Origin of the sequence: Dokdonella aquatica, assembly GCF_051987395.1 — a bacterium.
In the GTDB taxonomy this organism is placed as follows: domain Bacteria; phylum Pseudomonadota; class Gammaproteobacteria; order Xanthomonadales; family Rhodanobacteraceae; genus Dokdonella.
In genome coordinates this window covers 3,841,274-3,864,021 of record NZ_CP197094.1, presented here as the reverse complement: position 1 = coordinate 3,864,021, position 22,748 = coordinate 3,841,274, and the positions used below count along the sequence as shown (strand labels likewise).

Here is a 22,748-nt window from a genome sequence, read left to right as displayed (position 1 = left end):
AGTCAACTGTCAGCGAGGTGGGAGTAGACGGCAAGGATCCATTGAAGGAGTCATCACGGTTAGATTAGATCGCGCCCGCGTAGAAGCGACATGTAAGTTGAATCTCGCGGATCGCTCCGAGTCGGGTCCTCGTTGAACGAAGAAGCGTTGGAATGGTCCCTCAAACACGATGACCTCCTCGAACTCTTTTCCTTTGGCCTTGTGTATAGTCATCACCGATACACCTTGGTGTGCGCGTCCTGTAGCAGAAAACTGATCCTCTACGACGGCTGCTCGCAGGAGCGACCTCGCATCGACATAGGCACCGCGTGCCCGCCAGGCGTCGGCTAGGACTGCCTCGACCTGGGCGCCTCGGCGTAGCAAGCGCATGTGTCGCGCTTCTTTCGCTGCGGATTGAAGCTCGGTTCGGTGGCTCGCTGCGATGACCGCTCGCACTGCACGCCAATCTGAGACTGGATCGCCAGTAAGTTGGAGTTGTGCCACGTCGGCCAATAGCTGGCGGACTCCGGGTCCAACGCCAGCTGCCCCGTAGCCCCTATCGCCTCGTGTCCTGACTGCGGTCGCCAGGGTGCGCATCCGTCGGGATCTATTGATCGCAGTAGCCGAAGCGATCTCGCTGCGCCCGATCTCAAATGCTGCGAGTGCTTCCAGAACAGCAGCGCCATGTTCAATGTCGGAGCTTCTGGGTTCAAGTAGCAGTGCAATCAGCATGCCGGCCAGCATAGGGCCCTCAGCTGAGACAATAATGTCGACCGGATACCTCGGAAGCCCGTGCTCTGCACCGTGCATGTAATCAAATACGGCCGCGGCCAGCGGGTTCGACGGAACCAGAATGGCCAAAGACCAGGTCTCCCGTCGCCTTAGTCGATTTGCAGTTTCAAGCACCTTTTGCTTCAAGGGTCTGAGGCTGCGACCTGCGTAGTGAACCACGGAAACACCTGCGTAGGGCTGGTGGCGGTATGCCCCGTCAAGAATTGCATCCGCGAATGCAGTGATGTCCGTGCCGGCACTGCGATTGTTCTCGCTGAGGAAGTCGAACTCGGTCGGGGCAAATGCTTCAATGAAGTCATTGAAGCGCCGAGGGCTCGCACCCTTGAAGTCGTAGATGCGCTGCTTGGGATCGCCCAATGCAATCAGACGGCTGTGTTGACCCAAGCGGGAGATCATTTCCCATTCCTGATCATCTGTGTCTTGGAACTCGTCCACGATGATCGTCGGATAGGCATTACCGAAGGCGTGAGCCAAAACAAGCGACTGCTCCAGCAACTCTGCTAGCAGGATGGGAAAAAGATCGAATGCAACCAATCCTTCCTCATCAAACAACTGCCTCTGGCGCCTGGTGCGTGCATCGCCAGCGAGTCCCACAAGGCGTTCGCGTGCCTGGGCGGGTAGTAACAGCGAAACTCCGGGTCTTGTACCGAGCAGATACGCATGGCTCTTCAAAACCGACCACGCGAAGCCATGATAGGTGTTGATTTCGATGCGGCGCAGCTGATCTTTGGGAAGCGTCGCCGTAGCCTGTTCGGCAACGCGCGCAATCGTGGCACGAGCGAAACTCAGGAATAGTGCCTTCCCTGAATTTCCAATGCGTCCGGTCGCGAGGTCTTCGCAGGCTTTGGCGAGTGCAATTGTTGTCTTGCCTGACCCAGCGCCACCTCGAACTACGATGTGGCCATCCGTTCCAAGTAGGCGTTGTCGTTGTTCGCAAAGTACCAAAGGCATGGCGCTACATACCCTGCTCAGATGACTGGAATGGGAAGCGGAGGCAATTGCGGAGGTGGGGGAGGTGGGGGTGCCGGAGGTGGTTCAACCATCAGTCTTAGTTGACCGAGGATCCTCATGATGGTTGGAGGGAAGTGCTGGATCTCACACTGCTCAAAAAAGAGAGTGAGGTAGTCATTGCCCTTCTTGTGTCGAAGAAGTTCAAAGAAGGGGGCGGCAAAGGCTTGGTCCGGCGAGTTCTCAGGAGGCAGCTGATTTTGCAAGGCCTGCGGCCACTCGCCCTGAGCGACTAGCCATTTGACGAACCAACTTTGCATGGCAGGCGAGACCTCAGTTCGAAGGAGGTCTTCGAAGCCAGCGTAAGGCTGCTCGAAGGCTCGATCACTCGCCTGCTCGATCGCCACTGTTGCCGCGGGCAGCTGCTGGTCGAATATCGTGGCCACGGTCTTGCCCAGACCGCGGAAAAATGTAGCAAACGGGGCAACGGCCGTATCCCCAACTGCGTCGAATGGAACCCAGCCAAGCGAGTCAAGGCGCTTGTGCGCAGCGGGCGCAATTTCAGCGGCACGACGTGATACTGCACTGTATGCAACGAACTCAGTCTTTCCTTCGACCACAAGAACTCTTCGTGCGAGAAGCGCTTCACAGAAGCGCGTGCGAAATCCATCGCGGAAGATTTTGAGTTTGAGATTGGGCGGCAGCAACACGGGCGTGGCAGACATGTTCCCTGCGGCGTCCCTACGCACAACTGTCATCTGTTCGGGCTTGAACTGCTCGATGACATACGGGGAGTGAGACGTGAACAGGGCTTGGGACGCAAGGCCTCGCACCTTGTCGACCACTCGCTGCTGGACGTGCGGTGGAAGAGAAAGTTCGGGCTCCTCCATTGCGAAGATCACGCGGCCCGCGCGGCGCTGCGCAATCAGTCCCAACATAGCCAGCACCAGCGCGTTGATCGTTCCCGAACCTTGGTGCTGGAAGGGTGCCGCGTAGCCGGGGACTCCCGTGGCAAGAAAGGATTTCAAGACGCGTCGGAGGTCCTCGCGTGTGAGTTCCGAAACCCGGAGATGCGGGGCATCCGCCCATTCGCCCGGAACGATCTCCCGCATTGCATCCCGAATGGCGGTCAGTATCTGGCCAAACTCCGGATCTTGCTCCCCAACCACATCAAGCACACGTAAGCGATCCAGGAGTCCTTCCCACATCCGAGTCCTGACCTCATAGGTCCGCAGGATTACATCGAGCAACGAGCCCCTTTCCATCGACAGTGCACGGCTTCCGGTACGAAGCGCGCGAAGGTGGAGGAATCCAAACTCCCTTTTGTCCGAGGACTTGCATTCGCTTGTAGGAACATCGTCAACACTCCGTGGAACGGCAAACCATGTCTTGGCGCTGAACTCGTCAGCTTCCTCGTTGTATTCACCTTCAAACCTGATCCGGACGGCTGGCTCCACCCCAGGCTGTGCTGCCTGCGCGGCGCCGCCAGGTCCGATCAAGACACCATCGCTCCCGCGCCAAAACTCCAAATTGTTCCGGAAACGCTCGCAATGCTGTGCGTCGAGTCCTGCGATGATTAGTTCGACAACAATCTTTGGTGCTGGGTGCTCCTCGTCACCTCGGTAGTCGCCGCCGAAGAAATCGTGTTCATCGATGACCTGATTTCTGGCTAGCCTGTCTGCGCCGATGGCGAGCTCAATGGCTTCGAACACCGTGGACTTTCCGGTGTTGTTGTCGCCAAGCAGGACCGTGGTTCCGGCAAAGCTTAGGTCGGCCAGTCGAATGCCACGGAAGTTTTCAATGTGAACGCGAGCAACGCGCATGGCTTCTCCCAACTCAAGACGTTGATCGAAACTTCTCGTACTCTCCTCGAGCTGAGGAGGATAAAGCGTGAGGTCCTATCTTCCGTTTCCACAGAAAAACGGCGACAAGTAGCGCACAGCACATTGCGCACTGGCAATTCCTAGTCGTCGAGAAGGTGAGCGGCTGGATTTGCCGTAGCTCCGCCAGCCTGAAAGTACCCCATCACGCTTGACACCGCTCGGTGCTCAGTCATCTGCATTATCGCCGGCAGCGGCACGCCCTGACGACTGGCCTCGGTTACAAACCCAGACCTCAGGCTGTGGCCGCCGAAGTCCCCCTCGAGCCCGGCCAGTCGTGCCCTACGCTGCACGATCTCGCCGACGGCCGCAGGCGACAGGGCAGGGCCGACGCGCCGCTTCCATAGCCGCCGGAAGATCGCGCCTTCGGTGATCCCGGACGCCTCCAACCATTCCTCCATGGCGCTCGCTGCCCGATCGAGCACCGGTTTGTCCGGCGTCGACGACGTGGTCACGCCTGCCTGCTGGGTCTTGCTGTGCTCAAGCCGGTAGATGTAACCCGCTGCGCCGATCCGGCGCAGATCGCGCAGGTCTGCCGCGGCAATCTCGCTGCGTCGGCGGCCGCCGCTGGCAAAGCCGAAGCAGAGCAGGGCGCGATCGCGCAGGCCTTCCAAGGTGTCATCGCACGTTGCGAGCATCGCATCTAGCTCGGCGCGCGTGATGGCCGTCTTCTTGCGCGGCCGCTCGCCGCGTTTCACCGACGCACGCGCGGCGCGGCTGAGCACGGTGCGTATCGCCGGCTGCTCACACGGGTTGGCGACCTGCTTGAGGCGATGCGCCGTCGACAGTACCGCGACGCGATGTCGAACCGTCGCCAAGGTCCATGCTCCGCGCTTGGCCTTGAGCCCAGAGGCGACAAGCGCCTCGTCGACTGCCGGCGGCAGTTCCCAAGCGAGTTCGCCCTCGGCGTTGCGGCGTTTAACGTGGTCGACCACGAACTGCAGCACGACCGCTTCGGGAACCGGGAGCGTGAGCTCGAGGCCGTAGCGCGCCGCGTGCCAGCCAGCCCAGTAGCGCAGGGCACTGGTGTAGCTGCGCGTGGTGTTGGCGGCGGCAGCCTCGGCGAGCAGTTCGCGCACGGCGTGCGCGGCCTGTTGGGCGAGCTGTTCTGGCAACACCAGCGCGGTGCCGGTCGTCGCCGATGCGGGAGGGCTGTCTTTTCGTTTCATGTTATGTATCTTTAAATACGCAATAGACTACATACCACCGATAATCATCACTTATCGCGGGTACGAAATCCAGCGGGCAGGGCACGCATACGGGAGACCTCCACATGGCACGAACCGGCGTCACTCAGGACAACGTCAACGAAGCCGCCGACGCGCTGCTGCTCGCCGGCGAGCGCCCGACCATCGAGCGCGTGCGTACCAAACTCGGCACCGGCTCGCCGAACACGCTGATCCGGTTGCTCGACGTCTGGTGGTCGGATCTGGGCGCGCGTCTGCAGGCGCAGAACGCCAAGCTCCAGATGCCGGACGCGCCGGAGGCGGTGGCGTCGCTCGCACACGCGCTGTGGGAGAAGGCGCTCGAGGAGGCAAGGCGGCTGGCGGATGAAGAGCTTCGGAAGGCCTCGGCTGCCGTGGCGCAGGACAGGGAAAGCCTTGAAGTCGAGCGTCGGCGTATGGACCAATCAGCCAAGCAGCTCGCGGACGACCTCGAAGCCGCGAAACGTAGTGAGGCGCAGGCAACGGCCCGCTTGGACGATGCCACGCGCATGACTGCCCAGCAGGCGTCCCAGCTCGAGGACGTCGCTCGCCAGCGCGACGCCTCTCAAGAGCGTGCCCAAAGGCTCGAACACGAGGTTTCCGAACTCAGGTCCCGGCAGGCCGACCAGGAGGCGGCCGCCATGGCCGAGCGCGCCCGACACGATCAGTACGTCGAGGCGCTCGAGAAGCGAACGAGCGTCGAAGTCGACCGTGCCAGACAAGAGGCCCGCACGGCCAAGCAAGAAGTGTCAGCGCTGGTTGGCAAGCACGAGCGCGCTGACGCTGGCCTCCGGCAGGAGCGCGACGACGCCGTTGCGGCCCTCGCAGCGGTTCGGGCGGAGGCGATCGCCTACAAGGCCCGCGCCGACATACTCGAACGTCAGCAGGCGCAACTGTCAGAGCTTGCTGAAACCGTCCGGGGAGCCATCAAGAGCGCCAAGACACCGACCCAACGTCATCCACCGAAGGATCTTTCACCGCGCCGTAGCCGCAAAGGTCGGTCAACGTAGATTTTTAGGGCGGTTTGTTGGCACTGCCGCTAACTAGAGGGCGATTTGTTGGTCGCTCTAGGAGAGTTTGTTGACTGCGGCTGGGGCAGTTCCTTGTCCACAGAAATCGTCTGGGGATGCGATGCTCGCCGACATCTCTGCGAGTGGCGAAAACGGCTGACACGCCGTGGTCTCAGGCAGAGAGCGCATCGTCGTTCGGTGTGATCGGTATCGCCCGGAAGTTGGCATGCTCCGCATCAATAGCCAGAGGAATGGTCGACACCGCCTGTCGCAGGCAGGTACGGGCAAGCCATGCCCCGACGTCGCGTTCCACGGTATGGCGGTGCATCGGATTGACAATGTTCCCGTGCAGCACCTGAGAGCGACCCTCCCCGTAGAGCCGTTCGACGGCCTGTCTTAGCGTCATGCCCTCGGGGTGCTGAGGTGTAGGCCGAACGAGTCGGACATCCGCGGTTATCCTCAGCAAATTGGTCACCATATCCACGATGGGATGAGATTTGCTCGCGCTGGCAAGGATGTCGAGGCTGGTCGCGAACTTGGTCGATGACATCGCATCGTTGGGCTCGCGTGCAGCTTCCGAAGCCCACTGCAGTGCCGACAGCCAACGATGAGCAAGCCCGAGGTTAGGAGCGGCTTGGTCATCCGTACGTACAACATGCAGGACGTGCGCGCACGCGGCCACGTGGCTGGCGTATTGGTCCAGCATGGCCTTGTTCTGCGGTTTGCTGAACGGGCTGCGGTGGAACCGCTTGCGAGCATTGGGAGGCGACAGGCCGGACTGAAACGCCGTGATGTCGTCGTAGAACTCGGGCGAGGTCGGCTGGTCACGAAGGACCCAGTGTCGGTGGAACACGGGTCGTTCCAGGATGAGTGCGATGCAATCGAGACTTGCCTGCGCAAGTAAGCGAGCTTGGTGCCGCGACAGAACGGTTTCCCTTGGCGGCATGGCCACTTCCACCACATGCGTGGCCTCACCGATGACCCCCGACAGCATGCAGGCCGGATCAAGATACTCTTCGGCGCGCGCACCCGACAAATACTCGTGAAAGCGCTGTGCCCATCCCTCTTCGGGCAGTTCGTCGGTGAAGAATGCTTCAGCGACTTTGGGCGTGAAGCGCTGGCGTTCCAGCCATTGCGCCAGCGGGTAGATAACGGCCGGACCGACTTCGACGACGCGTTCGCCGATGTCGACCGACCAGGCCGGAAACGAATGAATGAGGGGGCGCTGGGACGCTTCGACCGCCGCGGCGACCATCGCACGGACATCGGCGAGGAGCGTGGTGCTGCTGCGGGTGAGCCGCCCATCGCAGTGCCCGTCGACCAACGCTTGGCGAACGAGCTGGGCATACTCCTCCAATCGAATCGCTCTACCCGCCGCCGACTCCTGGTGAAGGTGCTGGGCGAGCCAAGTCATGTGCTCCAACGCGTGAGGACTGAACCAAACCTCCATCCCGTTCGCTGCACGGAGCATCGAAGGCATCTCGCCTTTGCGGAGGAGTTGCTTGGCATCGAGTGCACCGCCTGGTTGCACGCGGGAGAACTCGTCCAAGCATCTGATGGCGATGTTGAGGAGTTTCATGGATGGCGTAGTATGAGTTCGCTCAGCCGGCATCGGATGGGACAATGGTTCGACCTATTCTCTGACGACCCGTCCTGACGTCCCAAAGTAGGTCTTCCCATCCACCAGAGATTTCCAGGCAGCCAACGCAGGAAGAGCGACCCCGCCGGCGATTCGTTGGGTTGCGTGTGCTCGAAGTTCATCGATTTTGCAATAGGCTTCGACGGAACCCTGGTTCAGCCCATAGGCTTGACCGCCCGGGCTGTGGAACGATTTGCGAAGGATTTCCAGCGCGAATGAATCCAAGGTTGGGTCAATCTCGCGAATCGCCGAAAACACCGCCGGACAAGAGTCCGGCGCAAGATCCTCCAATCGCCACAGAACCGAGCCTGGGTTCGCGATGGTCAGCAGCTTTCCTGCTTTGGCCGCAGCGAGCACGTTCGCGGCGTAGGCCGCCACAATCTCCGTTCGCGAGTCGGCGGCGCAGGCGAACTCGGGAGGAGGGTCATCTTTTCTTCCCATGTAGCTTTCCCATAGCAGCTGGGCAGCAACCGTCAATGAACCTGCATCGCTGGCAAGCGATGCGGCAACGAGGGACTCGCTTCCCTCTGCGTGCCGTTTGGCCACACTGCTTGCCAACAGAACCGCAATGTCCTCAGCGCCACGAAGCAAGAAGTCATCTCGACGGCTGCGTCTGCGCTCAATGAAGACGGGATGGTCGACCAGCCTTGCGACATCGAGGCACAGAAGTTTTGCATCCTCGACTGGCACCGTCGTCGACTCGAGCACTTGGCCGAGCATGTGCAGAAACTCGTTGCAGTTGAGCGTCGTGATGGCCTTCAACAACTCCTCGCGCCGGGACGGCTCGAAGAGGTAGGCCTGGGCAGCGACAAGACTCACGTCGGAGTCGGTCGTGCCGACTTGAAGGGCCACTGCAAGACGGTCGGTGGCTGCCAGATGGCCTTCCGTGCTTTCTACTCGTCCTATCGCGAACGCGCCATCTTCCGATGCGGTGAGCGGAAAGAGGTGATGCACGAGATTGCCGACGGCGAGCGGTGCGCCGCATGCTTTCAAAGCCTCAGCGCGCGCCACTGCGCCGGGAGTCTTCTCTCCCTTTTCGCCCATCTGTCGATTGTTGAGGCTGCCTGCGAAAAACTTTGGATGCCGATGCAGCAATCCGTAGATGGAGGGCGCCTTGACCTTCAACGCGGCCAAGCCGAGCAAGTCCGCGAACGCGACCTCACCTCGCAGTATCGGTTCTATCGTCCTCAGTGTGTTGAACACACGCGTAAAGTCTCTCGGATACGCCAACAGGTCGTTCAACCCCGACCAGTAGAGCAGGGACAAACGGTCCTCTTCGTTGGGGAACCTGTGGCGGGTGACCTCTTCGCCCAGCGAATCGAGTTGCTCGGTAAACAGATGCTCACGACCTGCCCGAGAAATCGCGGGAAGAGGCAGGCGGACTTGGACGATTTTGTCGGGATAGGTCGCCGCGAACGGGACATGGAGACTTTCGAGAGCCTTGGTGACGTAGTCCGCGTCCCATGCGATGACGTAACCCACGTTGGGCAGTTCGCCGACGGCCTTGACGATGCGAACGACTTCGAAGACCTCCTGCGCAAACAGGCGGTCAACGTCGTCGATGAACACGATGATGGGCCGAGTCAGTTCTTTCAGCGCATCCGCGACCTTGTCGCGCTGGCCTTCGAGATCGGGCGCCTTCAACTTGGCCGCCGACTCCGTAAGTCGGCCGGATGTCGAGATGACCTTTTCGGTGATGGAGGCCCACGGCTCTGCGCCGGGGACGAATTTCAACACACCGAAAACGCGTGAGTAGGCTCGCAGTTGTTCAGCTGCCTTGATGGCAACCGCTGTGTTACTCGTCAAGCCGACAGCGGTGGCCAGTTTCTGCAAGAATAGTTTCAGCAGGGCGTCCCGGTCGCCGACGAGCCATGGGTTGAAATGAACCACCACGGGGCGCGTTTCTTCCGGCTCTTGATTGAGGTAGGCCTCAATCAACGCGAGAGCAGATGTCTTACCGCTGCCCCACGCGCCTTCGACAGACACAACCAGGCCCGCAGATGAGCCAACCCCGCGAAGCGCCATCACGGCGGCTCGGGCGAAACCCTTCCGCCCGAGGCCGTCCCTCTCTATGGCATTGACGGCGGTTAGCGGCTCACCAGCATGGATGCGTACGCTATCGGGGAAGGGAAGCTTGTGCACGGGAGTTGCCACCTCGTGGGGTATTGTCCCAATGTAGAACTTTCCAGTGGCTGCGAGTAGGTGAATAAGAATTTCTGTTTGTTTGACTTAGCGGCCAACCCTCGGAAAGCCTTGAAGGCGAGCGCCGGCGCCTTGCGCAGTCAGCCGAGCAGTTGGCCGACGAGCTCGCGGGCGCGCACCGTAGTGAAGCGATGGCAGTGACCCGGCTAGATGATGCGCCGCGCTTGATCGCCCAACAGGCGTCCCAGCTTGACGATCTCACGCAACAGCGCGAAGCCGCTATCGAACGCGCCGACCGGCTCGAAAGCAGCATGTTCTCGAACAACAAGACCGCCGGCAGCAATGCCAGCCAGGGCGATGTCGGGCTAGTCTTCAGCCGAAGACCGGTTGGCTCCGGAAGAGAAAACATCGCCGGCGAAGCCACGTGTTTCGCGACATCCGCCGCGCTCAAAGACCGCGTCGACCTCGATCGCGGCCTGGCCGATCTCGCCGACAACGGCGGACCGACGAAGACCATGGAATTGCAGCCCGCCAGCCCGGCCATCGACCAGGTGATCGTAAACGCCGCGGGTCACACCGGGACCGACCAGCACGGTTTCGCCCGACCGAGCGGTACGCGCTGCGACATCGGCGCGTATGAGCGGGACGGGGATCGGTTGTTCGCCAACGGCTTCGAATAGGACGGTCGAGGCGCTCGAGAAGCGAACGAGCGTCGAAAGCGCACCGTCGCCGGCCTCCGGTAGGAACACTACGAAGGCGTCGGGCCCCTTGCAGCGATCCTGGCGGATGCGATGCTCGCTGAGACCGTCTGGGCAGCCATCAAGGGCGTCAAGGTGCCGACCGAACGTCGTGCGCCCGAGGATCCTTCGACGCGTCGTCGCCGCAAGGGGACCTCTACGTAGGATTTGAGCCGGTTCCACTGTTCAAAACTGCACGAACCTTTCGGCGTACTGTCGAAAACCGCACGAACTTGTTGGCGTACCGTCGAACACTGCCCAGACTTGTTGGCGTCTGTCCAACACTGCACGGACTTGTTGGCGCTAAGTGCTCAAACCTTTGGCCGTGACTGTACGAACCTTTTGACGATCAACAACACGGGGGCGGCTTCATGCGCGTGAATCTCCGATCGGAAAACGGACGAGACTGCGGACAAAATTCGTGCCAGCCACTTCATAACGTGCACAATGCATATTATGTAAAATATAGAACGGAGATCCTAGCGCTTAGGTACCCAACCTCTCCCTATGTCCCCTGCAGCCCTCGTGTTCCGTGGCGAGTCGACAGAACACCGCCCAGGGGCCCTCCATGACGTCGTCCGTTCCCATGCCTTCTCCCAGGCATCAATCCGCGAGTGTGCGCGGCTGCTTGCTGATCCTGTTGCTGGCCGCCGCTCCGGTCCGGGCCATCGACATCACGGTGGACATCCTCGGGGATCCCGAGCCGAACGGTTGCACGCCGGGTCATTGCTCGCTGCGCGAGGCCGTCATCCTGGCCAACAGTCTCGCCGGGCCGGATCGCATCCTGTTGCCGGCGACGCCGGGCTTGCCCTTGCAGCTCACCATCCCCGGAGCCGGCGAGAACGTCAGCGCGACGGGCGACCTCAATGTACTCGACGATCTGGAGATCATCGGTACCGGCGCCGACACCACCGTGCTCGTGCAGACCATCGCGGACCGCGTGCTGCAAACCTCCATGACGGCCGACAGGCGTCTCGTGTTGCGAGGGCTCACGGTGCAAGGCGGCCGCAGCTTCGAGGGTGGCGCCTTGCGCGCATCGTCGCGTGTGACGATCGAAGATGCCGCGTTCGTCGGCAACAGTGTCACCCAGAATGGCGGCGCCATCTCCTTGTCTGCCGCGTACGATCCGTCGATCGCCGAGCCGCGCCTGGTGCTGCGGCGCGTGCGCTTCGAGGACAACATGGCCACCCAGGTCAACAATGGGTTGGGCGGCGCCTTGTACGCGACGACAACCATCGTCGGCGCCCCGTTCATCCTGATCGAGGACAGCAGGTTCATCGACAACGAAGGCAAGAGCGGTGGCGGAGCCATCGCCCTGCGCGGGATCAGCAACTCGGGCGGCGACGTCACCATCCGTCGCACCATCTTCAACGGCAATCGTGCCGGCGGGAGCGGCGGTGCGGCCATGGCGGTGCTCAGTTCCTCCTTCGTGACCCGGATCGAAGACAGTGTGCTGCATGCCAATGTCACGACAAGCACCAATGCCTTCGCAGGCGGCGCATTTCATGCCGAAGACGGAATCAGCTCCACGGTGATGCTGAGGACCACACTCTCCTCGAACAGCGGCAACCGAGGCGGTGCCGTGTACAGCAACTGGTCACTGCAGTTGATCGACAGCCTTCTGCGTGACAACACCGCGAGCTTTTCCGGTGGCGCCGTATCGGGCTCCAGGACGGTCGTCGTCGATCGGTCCACGTTCGACTCCAACCGCGTCACCAGCACCGACGCGGCCGACGAAGGCGGTGGCGCAATCCGATTCGGTGGCGACACCCTGCTGATCCAGCGTTCGACGTTCTCCGGCAACGACGCGTTCCGCGGTGGTGCGATTTCGCTGGCCAGCGGGAAGCTGCAGCTGTATCGCAGCACGCTCGCTGCGGGGCCGTTCGGCATCGCCGGAAGGCAAGGCACGATCCTGCGCATGCTCGACGATACGCCGGGCAACGCCCAGGTGATCGCCAACACCCTCCTCGCCGGCACCTGCACGTTTCCGTCCGGACGGCAGTGGGCCGTGGCCTACAACACCATCGAGTCCCCCGGGAACACGTGCCGACTGACCACGGCCTCGCAGCAGGCGCAGAACGAGGTGTCCGCGACGAGTGCCCAGCTCGCTCTCGGCGGTTTGGCCGATAACGGCGGCCCTACGCCGACACGCATGCCCGGCGCGGGCAGCATCGCGATCGATACCGGTCGCGAGTCGTACTGTTCACCTGCGGACCAGCGCCGGTATGCACGCGCCGACAGCCTGTGCGACATCGGTGCGGTCGAAGTCGGTGCCACGCAGGACGAGCTGTTCCGCCACGGCTTCGAGTAAGGCCTGCCGGGTGCCCTCGTGCATCGGCCTTGCCGCCCCGATGCCGGCGGGCCGGTCGACACTGTTGGGTTAGACGGCCCCGCACATCGATCCATCGGCGCGGCGTCCATTCATTGGCACTCCCCCCTCGCCTCTCGGCGATGCCGCCGCCCCTGATGCCGCCATTCAAGATCGGGAAACCCCCGTTCGCTCGCGAAGCAGTGATGTCTCTGCCCCGAGCCGCAGCCGGGGTCGTTGCCCGTCTCTGACTCCGGCCGCTTCCTCGGCGAGTGGCCCCGGCACACGACACGGGCAGTCGCAGGCCTTGCAGGTCGGCCGACCTGCAGGTTCGATCGAGCGCACCGCGGCATCATGCTCGTGCGCCGGCATCGCCGTCGCCTCGTCGCAGGAATCGTCTGCCGAGGGAGGCTTGCCTTCATGCCCGGCATCGGCAAGGTACAGCACTCGTGCATCGCCTCGGTCTCGTCCTCGTGAATGCCGATGGGTCGTACGCCCTTCGTGCACTTGTTGCACATGCACACGACCGTGACGGACCGGCGAGCGAGAATGGGTGGAGTTCCTTGGTGACAGTCCTTGTCATCTAGTGACTGCTCGCGGGATGTCGTTGCAGGTGCACCGACCTGAACGGGCGCCGTTCATCCATCTCATCGCAGCCCGGCGATGCCGCCGACCCATCTTGGTTCGAATCTTGCCTTGGCGTCCCCGTCGGGGGAGGAGCGCTGGTGCACGACCGTCGCAGGTGTTTCGAGAGAAACATTTGCATGGGAAATGATCGTTCTCGCCTGGCTTTCACGCTTGAAGCGTCATGCCGCCATCGACGTCGCCACACCGGTGCCTGCATCGCCCGCGGAATCGTCCGTCGGGAATCCGCTCGTCTTCATCCTTGGGGAACACCATGCTCGGAACTCTGCACCGCCGCGTTCTTGCCACCTCCATCGCCTGCGTCCTTTCTTCGACGTCCATGGCAGCAACGGTTTTTCTCGAGGATTTCCAGACGGTCATCGACTCGTCGACTGGCCAGCCGGTCATGCGATGCAGCGGCCCCGGAGGCCCGGGCACCTATCCCTTCCCGACCGGCTGGCTGCTGCGCAACGTCGATAACCGCACGCCGGCGAGCTCGACGAACTACGTCAACAACGCGTGGATCGTCCGCGAGGACTTCCAGACCAACGTGCTCAACTGCGTGGCCTTCAGCAACTCGTGGTACTCGCCTGCCGGTGCCGCCAACGACTGGATGTGGACGCCTGCGATCGGTCCGCTGCCGGCGCAAAGCTCGCTGTCATGGCGCGCGAAGGCCTATGACCCGATGTATCCGGACGGCTATGAAGTCCGCATCATGACCGCGCCCAACACTCCGACGGGCGGCACGGGAGTGATCGGCAACCAGATCACCAACAGCACGGTGCTCTACTCGACCGCTGCAGAGAACGCGTCCGCCTGGGTGTCCCGCACGGTCGAATTGTCCGCGTATACCGGGCAGACCGTCTACATCGCCTTCCGCAACAACGCCACCGACAAGTTCCTCCTGGTGATCGACGACATCGAGGTGAAGAGCGCGGAGACCAACCTCGCAGCCCTTGCCGCGCCGGGATACGCGTTCCCCTACGCCCGACTGCCGACCGGCTTCTCGGTCGATGCCAACCTGCAGGTGGTCGCATCGAATCCCGGCACGGTCACGCAGACGAACGTCGGCGCGACGGCCCAGATCCTCCTCGACGGTACGCCGATCGGCTCGCCGCTGACCTCGCCGACCATCGTCCCGACGATCGCGGCCGGTGCGTCGTCGACGCTGCCGTTCACCGCTCCCGCTGCACTGTCCGGATCGGGCGTCTGGTCCGTCGACTACGCGGTCTCGTCCGACCAGAGCGCGCAGGACATCGATCCTTCCGACGACACCGTGAGCGTGGCGATCGCCTCCGTCGGCGGCAGGGAACTGGCCCGCTTCCACGGCGAACCCACGGGAACGCTCGGCATCGGCGCCGAGAACGGCGGCGAACTCGGTACGACGTTCTCGCTGGCCCACGCCGCGACCTTCGAGGGTGTGCGTTTCGCACTCGGCCCTGTCCAGGAGAGCACGCCGCCCGATCCGCCGAGCCAGTGGCCTGGCAAGAGCGTGACGGCGAATCTCCGCGCCGCTGACGCGACCGGCAAGCCCGGCGCACTGATCGCCTCGACCGAGGCCATCATCACGACGATGGAAGGTGGCACCTACGACGTGCAGTTCGTCGACGGCTTGCAGACGCTGGAAGCCGGCAACTACTTCGTCGGTGTAGTCGAACCGACGGGCACCGACGCCACGCTCCCGCTCTACAACGGCCCCAACCGGTTCGTGACCAACACCAACTGGGTGAACTGGCCGACCATTCCGACCGGTGACTGGGCACCGGTCGAATCGTTCGGAGCCAACTTTGCGCGGACTTTCTACGTGTCGCTGCTGACCGAGTCCTCGCTGTTCGCGGACGGCTTCGACGAGGAGGTCGAGCCCGAAGGCGGCCGTGCGGCGACGCGTGATGCCACGTATCGCACGGGCGGCGTGCGCAAGGGGTTCGCGGTGCCGGCGTCCCGCTGAGTGCAGCATGCTGCGGGAAGGGCGGAACACGCCCTTCCCGCGCGTTTCCCGGTCGGGGCGTCGTCGCACGCGGCATTTGAACGCGCCCCTGCCCCGCGGGCACGCGGATCGGCCATGATGCGTCCGGGCCATGCCGGGCGATCCGATCCATGAACCTGCGTTACGACGAGCGGCTCGACGGCGCGATCCATCGCGTCGACAAGGCGACGGTGCTCGCCGCGCTGCGGCGCGCCGATGCGACGCTCGAGGTGCTGCACGAACCCGAGGCGCTGCGGCCCTTCGAATGCGACGGCCTCGCCGCCTACCGCGTGGCGCCGATGCTCGTCGTGCTGCCTTCGCATGTCGACCAGGTCGTGGCGATCCTGCGGACCTGTCATGCGCTCGGCGTGCCGGTCGTCGCACGCGGCGCGGGAACGGGACTTTCCGGGGGCGCCCTGCCCCTCGAGCACGGCGTGCTGCTGGTCATGGCGCGCTTCCATCGCATCCTCGGCATCGACGCCGATGCAGGCGTCGCGCGCGTCGAGCCCGGCGTGCGCAATCTCGCGGTATCCGAGGCCGCGGCGCCACATGGCCTGTACTACGCGCCGGATCCGTCGTCGCAGATCGCCTGCTCGATCGGCGGCAATGTCGCCGAGAACGCCGGCGGCGTGCACTGCCTGAAGTACGGCCTGACCGTGCACAACGTGCTCGGTGTGGACGTGCTCACCATCGAGGGCGAACGTCTCGCGGTCGGCGGCGAAGCGCTCGATGCGCCGGGCTTCGACCTGCTCGCACTCATGCACGGCTCGGAAGGGCTGCTCGGCGTTGTCACCGGTGTCACGCTGAGGCTGCTGCCCAAGCCCGAGGTCGCACGCGTGCTGCTCGCGAGCTTCGCGTCGGTCGACGCCGCGGCGCATGCGGTCGGCGCGATCCTCGCCGCGGGCATCATCCCGGGCGGCCTCGAGATGATGGACAACCCGGCCATCCGCGCGGCAGAAGCCTTCGTGCACGCGGGTTATCCGGTCGACGCTGCGGCGATCCTGCTGTGCGAGCTCGACGGCGTCGAGGCGGACGTGCGCGAGGATGCGGCGCGCGTGCGCGAGCTGCTCGCCTCGGCCGGAGCGGTCGAGGTGCGCGAAGCCGCCGACGACGCCGAACGGGCGCGCTTCTGGGCGGGACGCAAGAATGCCTTCCCGGCCGTGGGGCGCCTGTCGCCCGACTACTACTGCATGGACGGCACGATCCCGAAGCGCGAGCTCGCACGTGTGCTCGACGGCATCGAGGTGCTCTCGCGCGAGCACGACCTGCGCGTCGCCAACGTGTTCCATGCCGGCGACGGCAACCTGCATCCGCTGATCCTGTTCGACGCCAACGCACCGGGCGAACTCGAACGCGCCGAGGCGCTCGGCGGTCGCATCCTCGAACTTTGCGTCGCCGTCGGCGGCAGCATCACCGGGGAACACGGCGTCGGCCGCGAGAAGATCAACCAGATGTGCGCGCAGTTCGGCGAAGGCGAGCTCGTCGCGTTCCACGCGATCAAGGCCGCGTTCGACGAGCGCGGTCTGCTCAATCCCGGCAAGGGCGTGCCGACGCTGAACCGCTGCGCCGAGTTCGGCGCGATGCACGTGCATCGCGGCGCGGTCGCGTTCCCGGAACTGGAGCGCTTCTGAATGTCCGGGCACGACGCGAGCGCCGATCTCGTCGAACGCGTGCGCGAGGCGATCGCGCGACGCCGGCCGCTCGCAATTCGCGGCGGCGGCAGCAAGGCGGATCTCGGGCGTCCCGCCGACGGCGAGACGCTCGACACGCGCGTGCATCACGGCATCGTCGCCTACGAGCCGGGCGAGCTCGTGCTGACCGCGCGCGCAGGCACGCCGCTCTCCGAGGTCGAACGTGCGCTCGAGGCGTCGGGCCAGATGCTCGCGTTCGAACCGCCGCACCTCGGCGACGGCGCGACGCTCGGCGGCATGCTCGCGAGCGGGTTGTCGGGGCCTCGACGGCCGTGGGCCGGTGCAGTGCGTGACCACGTGCTCGGCGTGCGCCTCGTCGACGGCCGCGGTGCCTTGCTGCGTTTCGGCGGCGAGGTCATGAAGAACGTCGCGGGCTACGACGTGTCGCGGCTCATGGCCGGGAGCTGGGGCTGCCTCGGCCTCGTCACCGAGGTGTCGCTGAAGGTGCTGCCGCGGCCGCGTGCGTGTGCCGGCGTGCGGCTCGAACTCTCACGCGACGAGGCACGCGCGCGTCTCATGGCCTGGGGACGCCAGCCGATGCCGATCAGTGCGGCCTGCCACGATGGTGACGCGCTGCTTCTGCGCCTGGAAGGCGGCGAGGCTGCCGTGTGCGCCGCGCGCGATCGCCTCGGCGGGGACGCGGTCGATGACACGTACTGGACGGCATTGCGCGAACGCCGACTGCCGTTCTTCGACGACCCTGCCCCGCTGTGGCGGCTCAGCCTGCCTGCGCACGCACCGCCGCTCGATCTGCCGGGTCGCCAGTTCATCGACTGGGGCGGCGCGCAGCGCTGGCTGCTGGCCGATGGCGATCTCGACGCGACGCACCTTCGCGTGATCGTCGCGCAGGCGGGTGGCCATGCGACACGCATGGCGCGGGCCGGCGACGCGTTCCATCCGCTTCCACCGGCGATGCTGCGCATCCACCAGCGCCTCAAGCATGCGCTCGATCCTTTCGGCATCTTCAATCCGGGCCGCCTCTACCGGGAGCTTTGACCGATGCAGACCACGCTCAGCGATCAGGCCAGGCGTCTGCCCCGCGCGACCGAAGCGGAATCCGTGCTGCGCGCCTGCGTGCACTGCGGCTTCTGCAATGCGACCTGCCCGACCTACCAGCTTCGCCACGACGAACGCGACGGTCCGCGCGGGCGCATCTACCTCATCAAGCAGGTGCTCGAAGGCCACGCGGCGACGATCGAGACGCAGCGCCATCTCGACCGCTGCCTCGGCTGCCGGACCTGCGAGAGCACCTGCCCCTCGGGTGTGAACTACCACGCGCTGCTCGACATCGGCCGCGAGGTCGTCGACGCGCAGGTCATGCGTCCGCTGCGCCAGCGCCTGTTCCGGCGTGCCCTGCGCGCGGTGCTCGTGCGGCCGCGCCTGTTCGGCATGCTCGCCACGGTCGGTTCGAGCGTGCGTCGCGTGTTGCCGGCCACCCTCGCCGCGAAACTGCCGCGTCGGCGCATCACAGCCGGTGCTCGACCTGAGCCACGCCACGCGCGACGCATGATCCTGCCCGAAGGCTGCGTGCAGCCGTCGTTGTCGCCGAACACCAATGCCGCCGCAGCACGCGTACTCGACCGGCTCGGCATCACGACCGCCGCTGTACCCGATACGGGCTGCTGCGGCGCGATCGACTACCACCTCGATGCGCAAGCCGCCGGACTCGTACGTGCCCGCCGCGCCATCGATGCGTGGTGGCCCGCGATCGCCTCGGGTGCCGAAGCCGTCGTGATCACCGCGAGCGGCTGTGGCGCGTTTGTGCGCGAGTACGCGCATCTGCTGCGCGACGATCCAGCCTATGCCGACAAGGCGCGCGCGGTCGTGGAACACGTACGCGACCTCGTCGAAGTCCTGCGTGATGCCCCTCTCGAAACGCTGGCGCGCGCCGGCGATGCACCGCGCGTCGCCGTGCACGATCCCTGCTCGCTGCGGCATGCGCAGAAGCTCGGCGGCCAGGTTGCGACCGTGCTGTCGCGCGTCGGCGTTCCGCTCGCGCCGGTGACGGCGCCACCCCACTGCTGCGGATCGGCCGGAACGTATTCGATCATGCAGCCGCAGTTGTCGCGTGAGTTGCGCGATCGTGCGCTCGAGTCACTCGAGCAATCCGCGCCCGATGTCGTCGCGACGGCCAACATCGGTTGCCAGGTCCATCTCGACGGCGCCGGGCGCACGCCCGTGCGGCACTGGATCGAACTCGTCGACGAGGTGCTTTCGCGATGACGTATCGCCCCTCACGAGCTGCATGTCGCGCGACTTCGATGTCGCTTGCGCATGCATCCGCCTTCCTTGTTCCCGATTCCGGAGTTCCGGCATGACCGACCGTGTGCACCACCAGCGCCTGCAGATCGACGCGGCCCTCAAGCGCTTCGTCGACGACGAGGTCCTTCCCGGCACCGGCATCGCGCCCGCGGCGTTCTGGGACGGCTTCGACACGCTCGTGCGCGAACTCGCGCCGCGCAATCGCGAGCTGCTGGCCGAGCGCGATCGCCTGCAGGCGCTGCTCGACGCCTGGCATCGCGAGCATCCCGGTCCGGTCACGGACTTAGCTGCCTACAAGAGCCTCCTCGCGTCGATCGGCTACCTCGTGCCGGTGCCTGAGCGGTTCGCGGTGACGACCACGAACGTCGACGACGAGATCGCGCGCCAGGCCGGCCCGCAGCTCGTCGTGCCGGTCATGAATGCGCGTTACGCGCTCAACGCCGCCAATGCACGCTGGGGTTCGCTGTACGACGCGCTCTACGGCACCGACGTGCTCGACGAGCGTGACGGCGCGACACGCGCGGGCGCCTACAACCCCGTGCGTGGCGCGAAAGTGGTCGCGTGGACACGTGCGTTCCTCGACGAGATCGTGCCGCTGGCCGGCGCGAGCCACGCCGACATGACCGCGTACACGATCGTCGACGGCAGGCTGCGCGCGCACGTCGGCGGCGATACCTTCGCGCTGCAGGATCCGTCGCTGTTCGCGGGCCATCGCGGCGATCCCGCAGCGCCGTCGGCGATCCTGCTGCGCCACCATGGTCTGCACCTCGAGCTCGTGATCGATCGCGAGGGACGCATCGGGCGCACCGACCTTGCCGGTATCGACGACGTCGTGCTCGAGTCGGCACTGACCACGATCATGGACTGCGAAGACTCGGTCGCCGCGGTCGACGCGGAGGACAAGATCCTCGTCTACCGCAACTGGCTCGGCCTGCTCAAGGGCGATCTCGTCGAGACGCTGGTCAAGGACGGCCGCACGGTCGAGCGCCGCCTCGCACCGGATCGGCGCTACGTCTCGCCCGACGGCGGTGAACACGTGCTGCCGGGGCGCAGCCTGCTGTTCGTGCGCAACGTCGGCCACCTCATGACGACGCCGGCCGTGCTCGACGGCGACGGCGCCGAGATCCCCGAGGGCATGCTCGACGCGGCGATCACATCACTCGCGGCGCTGCATGACCTCGCGCGTCGCGGCAACTCGCGCACGGGCAGCGTCTACATCGTCAAGCCGAAGATGCACGGGCCTGCCGAGGTGTCGTTCGCCGACACGCTGTTCGCGCGCGTCGAGGACCTGCTCGGCATGCCGCGCCACACGCTCAAGATCGGCATCATGGACGAGGAGCGCCGCACGAGCCTCAACCTCGAGGCCTGCATCGCGGCGGCGTCGGCGCGTGTCGTGTTCATCAACACGGGCTTCCTCGACCGCACCGGCGACGAGATGCACACGCTCATGGAAGCCGGCCCGGTGCTGCGCAAGGGCGACATGAAGTCGAGCGCGTGGATCCAGTCCTACGAGCGCTACAACGTGCTCGCAGGCCTCGCCTGTGGCCTGCGCGGGCGCGCGCAGATCGGCAAGGGCATGTGGGCGATGCCGGATCGAATGGCTGCGATGCTCGAGCAGAAGATCGCTCATCCGAAGGCCGGCGCGACGACTGCGTGGGTGCCCTCCCCGACCGCGGCGACGCTGCATGCGCTGCACTACCACCGTGTCGACGTGAACGCCGTGCAGCGCGATCTCGAAGCCATCGACCTCGACGCCGAGCGCGATGCGCTGATCGACGGCCTGCTGACCTCGCCGGTCGTCGCGACACCGGCATGGAGCAGCGAGGCGATCCGCGAGGAGGTCGACAACAACGCCCAGGGCATCCTCGGCTACGTCGTACGCTGGGTCGAGCACGGCGTTGGCTGCTCGAAGGTGCCCGACATCCACGACGTCGGTCTCATGGAAGACCGCGCGACGCTGCGCATCTCGAGCCAGCACCTCGCCAACTGGCTGCGCCACGGCATCGTCGACGAAGCCTTCGTGCGCGATGCGCTGCTGCGCATGGCGAAGGTGGTCGACGGCCAGAATGCGGCGGATCCGGCGTATCGCCCGATGGCGGTCGATACCGAGCGCTCGCTCGCGTTCCAGGCCGCGTGCGCGCTCGTGTTCGAAGGACGTGCGCAGCCGAACGGCTACACGGAACCGCTGCTGCACCGGTTCCGGCAGCGCTTCAAGGGGTGATCGCGACCGCGTACGCCGGGTATCCGCAACCGGCGATGCGGGTCACTCGGAGGAAAGAAGCGCCGCGATCAGCGGCGGAACGTGCGCGGTGACCGCCGCGAGGTTCTCGAAGATCTCCTCGAGACTGATCTCGGCGGTGTCGCCGCAGCCGGCGGCCCAGTTCGCGACGAGCGCGACGCAGGCGTAGTCGATGCCGAGCTCGCGTGCGAGCGCGGCTTCGGGCATGCCGGTCATGCCGACGAGGTCGCTGCCGTCACGGCGCATGCGTGCGATCTCGGCACGCGTTTCGAGGCGCGGTCCCTGGGTGGCACCGTAGCAGCCGCCGTCGACCACCGCGATGCCGGCGCGCGCAGCGGCCGCGACGAGGCCTGCGCGCAGCGAGGCCGAGTACGGCTCGCTGAAATCGATGTGCTCGACCTTGGCGCCGTCGACGTCGCAGAAGCTCGAGACGCGGCCGTGCGTATAGTCGATGATCTGGTCCGGCACCGCGAGCACGCGCGGGCCCATGTCGTCGCGGATGCCGCCGACCGCATTGACGCCGACGACGCGCCGCGCACCGAGCGCGTGCAGCGCCCACACGTTGGCGCGGTAGTTCACGCGGTGCGGCGCGATCGTGTGCGAGCCGCCGTGGCGGGCGAGGAACGCGATGCGGCGTTCGCCGAGGCGACCGCTGACGATCGCGTCCGACGGCGCGCCGAACGGCGTGTCGACGTGTTGCGTGGCGACGTCGGTCAGGCCCGGGAACTGGTAGAGGCCGGTGCCGCCGATGACGGCGAGGTCGAGGCTCATGCCGGTCTCCGTCACAGCGCGTGGATCGCGGGCAGATTGCGACCCTGCTCGTGGTAATCCATGCCGTAGCCGAACACGTAGCGGTCGGGCACCTCGACGCCGACGAAATCGGCCACGAGGCCCGGCACGGTGCGGCCGTGGCGCTTCTCGCACAGCACCGCGAGCAGCACGCGCGCAGCACCCTGCTCGACGCACCAGTCGCGGATCGCCTTGAGCGTGTGGCCCTCGTCGAGGATGTCGTCGACGAGCAGCACGGTGCGACCCGCGAGCGGCGTCGCCGGGCGGCGCAGCCATTGCAGTTCGCCGCCGGTCGTGCCGCCGCGGAAGCGCGTCGCGTGCACGTAGTCGAACACGAGGGCGGCGCTGATCGCGCTGGCGACCTGGCCCGCGAACACGAGACCACCCTGCATGATCGTGAGGAACACGGCTTCCTCGTCGCCGAGCGCCGCGTCGATCGCGCGGCCGACGCCGGTGATCGCAGCCTGCAGCGTGGCGGTGTCGTGGATGAGGTCGGCGCGCGCGAGCGCGTCGGACAAGGCGGGTCGGGTCATCGGG

15 protein-coding genes are annotated in these 22,748 nt (G+C 65.0%); 8 read left to right on the top strand and 7 right to left on the bottom strand.

The window, feature by feature from the left end:
• Positions 1 to 9: 9 nt before the first annotated feature.
• From ACQQ2N_RS17170 to ACQQ2N_RS17160, 3 genes are all read right to left on the bottom strand, one after another.
• Positions 10 to 1,722 carry a UvrD-helicase domain-containing protein gene (locus ACQQ2N_RS17170; RefSeq protein ID WP_440222788.1) on the bottom strand — a complete coding sequence of 571 codons (1,713 nt, stop codon included), beginning with the start codon at positions 1,720 to 1,722 and terminating at the stop codon, positions 10 to 12.
• Between the two features lie 17 nt (positions 1,723 to 1,739).
• Positions 1,740 to 3,542 (bottom strand): ATP-dependent nuclease, encoded by a 1,803-nt coding sequence (locus ACQQ2N_RS17165; RefSeq protein WP_440222787.1) that lies wholly within the window; start codon positions 3,540 to 3,542, stop codon positions 1,740 to 1,742.
• A gap of 140 nt (positions 3,543 to 3,682) precedes the next feature.
• The gene (locus ACQQ2N_RS17160) at positions 3,683 to 4,768 is read right to left on the bottom strand and encodes a site-specific integrase (RefSeq protein WP_440222786.1); all 1,086 of its coding nucleotides are present in this window, start codon (positions 4,766 to 4,768) and stop codon (positions 3,683 to 3,685) included.
• 104 nt (positions 4,769 to 4,872) lie between these two features.
• Between ACQQ2N_RS17160 and ACQQ2N_RS17155 the strand changes: the two genes are divergently transcribed.
• Complete coding sequence (locus ACQQ2N_RS17155) at positions 4,873 to 5,814, top strand: DNA-binding protein (protein ID WP_440222785.1); 942 nt, start codon at positions 4,873 to 4,875, stop codon at positions 5,812 to 5,814.
• A gap of 172 nt (positions 5,815 to 5,986) precedes the next feature.
• On the opposite strand, the gene ACQQ2N_RS17150 is transcribed toward ACQQ2N_RS17155, so the two are convergent.
• Together ACQQ2N_RS17150 and ACQQ2N_RS17145 are read right to left on the bottom strand one after the other, a co-directional pair.
• Positions 5,987 to 7,393: a hypothetical protein gene (locus ACQQ2N_RS17150; protein WP_440222784.1), complete on the bottom strand. Its 1,407-nt coding sequence runs from the start codon at positions 7,391 to 7,393 to the stop codon at positions 5,987 to 5,989.
• Positions 7,394 to 7,447: 54 nt separating this feature from the next.
• A complete protein-coding gene (locus tag ACQQ2N_RS17145; RefSeq protein WP_440222783.1) occupies positions 7,448 to 9,595 on the bottom strand; it encodes a KAP family P-loop NTPase fold protein in 2,148 nt (715 codons plus the stop codon).
• A 152-nt stretch (positions 9,596 to 9,747) separates the two neighbouring features.
• Here ACQQ2N_RS17145 and ACQQ2N_RS17140 point away from each other — a divergent pair, with 152 nt between their 5' ends.
• The 7 genes from ACQQ2N_RS17140 (at position 9,748) to ACQQ2N_RS17110 (ending at position 21,404) form a co-directional block, all read left to right on the top strand.
• Positions 9,748 to 10,275 (top strand): choice-of-anchor Q domain-containing protein, encoded by a 528-nt coding sequence (locus tag ACQQ2N_RS17140; RefSeq protein ID WP_440222782.1) that lies wholly within the window; start codon positions 9,748 to 9,750, stop codon positions 10,273 to 10,275.
• A 685-nt stretch (positions 10,276 to 10,960) separates the two neighbouring features.
• Entirely contained in the window at positions 10,961 to 12,643 is a 1,683-nt protein-coding gene (locus tag ACQQ2N_RS17135) for a choice-of-anchor Q domain-containing protein (RefSeq protein WP_440222781.1), read from the top strand.
• Positions 12,644 to 13,448: 805 nt separating this feature from the next.
• Entirely contained in the window at positions 13,449 to 15,212 is a 1,764-nt protein-coding gene (locus tag ACQQ2N_RS17130) for a choice-of-anchor J domain-containing protein (RefSeq protein WP_440222780.1), read from the top strand.
• A 149-nt stretch (positions 15,213 to 15,361) separates the two neighbouring features.
• Positions 15,362 to 16,861, top strand: a complete 1,500-nt coding sequence (gene glcD / locus ACQQ2N_RS17125; protein ID WP_440222779.1) for a glycolate oxidase subunit GlcD — start codon at positions 15,362 to 15,364, stop codon at positions 16,859 to 16,861.
• A complete protein-coding gene (gene glcE / locus ACQQ2N_RS17120; RefSeq protein WP_440222778.1) occupies positions 16,862 to 17,917 on the top strand; it encodes a glycolate oxidase subunit GlcE in 1,056 nt (351 codons plus the stop codon). It begins immediately after the preceding gene.
• Positions 17,918 to 17,920: 3 nt separating this feature from the next.
• Positions 17,921 to 19,144 (top strand): glycolate oxidase subunit GlcF, encoded by a 1,224-nt coding sequence (glcF, locus tag ACQQ2N_RS17115; RefSeq protein ID WP_440222777.1) that lies wholly within the window; start codon positions 17,921 to 17,923, stop codon positions 19,142 to 19,144.
• Between the two features lie 91 nt (positions 19,145 to 19,235).
• The gene (locus ACQQ2N_RS17110; RefSeq protein ID WP_440222776.1) at positions 19,236 to 21,404 is read left to right on the top strand and encodes a malate synthase G; all 2,169 of its coding nucleotides are present in this window, start codon (positions 19,236 to 19,238) and stop codon (positions 21,402 to 21,404) included.
• Positions 21,405 to 21,446: 42 nt separating this feature from the next.
• On the opposite strand, the gene ACQQ2N_RS17105 is transcribed toward ACQQ2N_RS17110, so the two are convergent.
• The gene (locus ACQQ2N_RS17105) at positions 21,447 to 22,193 is read right to left on the bottom strand and encodes an S-methyl-5'-thioinosine phosphorylase (RefSeq protein WP_440222775.1); all 747 of its coding nucleotides are present in this window, start codon (positions 22,191 to 22,193) and stop codon (positions 21,447 to 21,449) included.
• A gap of 11 nt (positions 22,194 to 22,204) precedes the next feature.
• Positions 22,205 to 22,744, bottom strand: a complete 540-nt coding sequence (locus tag ACQQ2N_RS17100; RefSeq protein WP_440222774.1) for a hypoxanthine-guanine phosphoribosyltransferase — start codon at positions 22,742 to 22,744, stop codon at positions 22,205 to 22,207.
• Positions 22,745 to 22,748 lie beyond the last annotated feature (4 nt).

Excerpts from the sequence above, each read along its gene's own strand:
- ACQQ2N_RS17100 (WP_440222774.1), bottom strand. The coding sequence starts at position 22,744 with ATGACCCGACCCGCCTTGTCCGACGCGCTCGCGCGCGCCGACCTCATC.
- ACQQ2N_RS17150 (WP_440222784.1), bottom strand. The coding sequence starts at position 7,393 with ATGAAACTCCTCAACATCGCCATCAGATGCTTGGACGAGTTCTCCCGC.
- ACQQ2N_RS17105 (WP_440222775.1), bottom strand. The coding sequence starts at position 22,193 with ATGAGCCTCGACCTCGCCGTCATCGGCGGCACCGGCCTCTACCAGTTC.
- ACQQ2N_RS17110 (WP_440222776.1), top strand. The coding sequence starts at position 19,236 with ATGACCGACCGTGTGCACCACCAGCGCCTGCAGATCGACGCGGCCCTC.
- glcD (WP_440222779.1), top strand. The coding sequence starts at position 15,362 with ATGAACCTGCGTTACGACGAGCGGCTCGACGGCGCGATCCATCGCGTC.
- ACQQ2N_RS17130 (WP_440222780.1), top strand. The coding sequence starts at position 13,449 with ATGCCGCCATCGACGTCGCCACACCGGTGCCTGCATCGCCCGCGGAAT.
- glcF (WP_440222777.1), top strand. The coding sequence starts at position 17,921 with ATGCAGACCACGCTCAGCGATCAGGCCAGGCGTCTGCCCCGCGCGACC.
- ACQQ2N_RS17155 (WP_440222785.1), top strand. The coding sequence starts at position 4,873 with ATGGCACGAACCGGCGTCACTCAGGACAACGTCAACGAAGCCGCCGAC.
- ACQQ2N_RS17165 (WP_440222787.1), bottom strand. The coding sequence starts at position 3,542 with ATGCGCGTTGCTCGCGTTCACATTGAAAACTTCCGTGGCATTCGACTG.
- ACQQ2N_RS17170 (WP_440222788.1), bottom strand. The coding sequence starts at position 1,722 with ATGCCTTTGGTACTTTGCGAACAACGACAACGCCTACTTGGAACGGAT.
- ACQQ2N_RS17160 (WP_440222786.1), bottom strand. The coding sequence starts at position 4,768 with ATGAAACGAAAAGACAGCCCTCCCGCATCGGCGACGACCGGCACCGCG.
- glcE (WP_440222778.1), top strand. The coding sequence starts at position 16,862 with ATGTCCGGGCACGACGCGAGCGCCGATCTCGTCGAACGCGTGCGCGAG.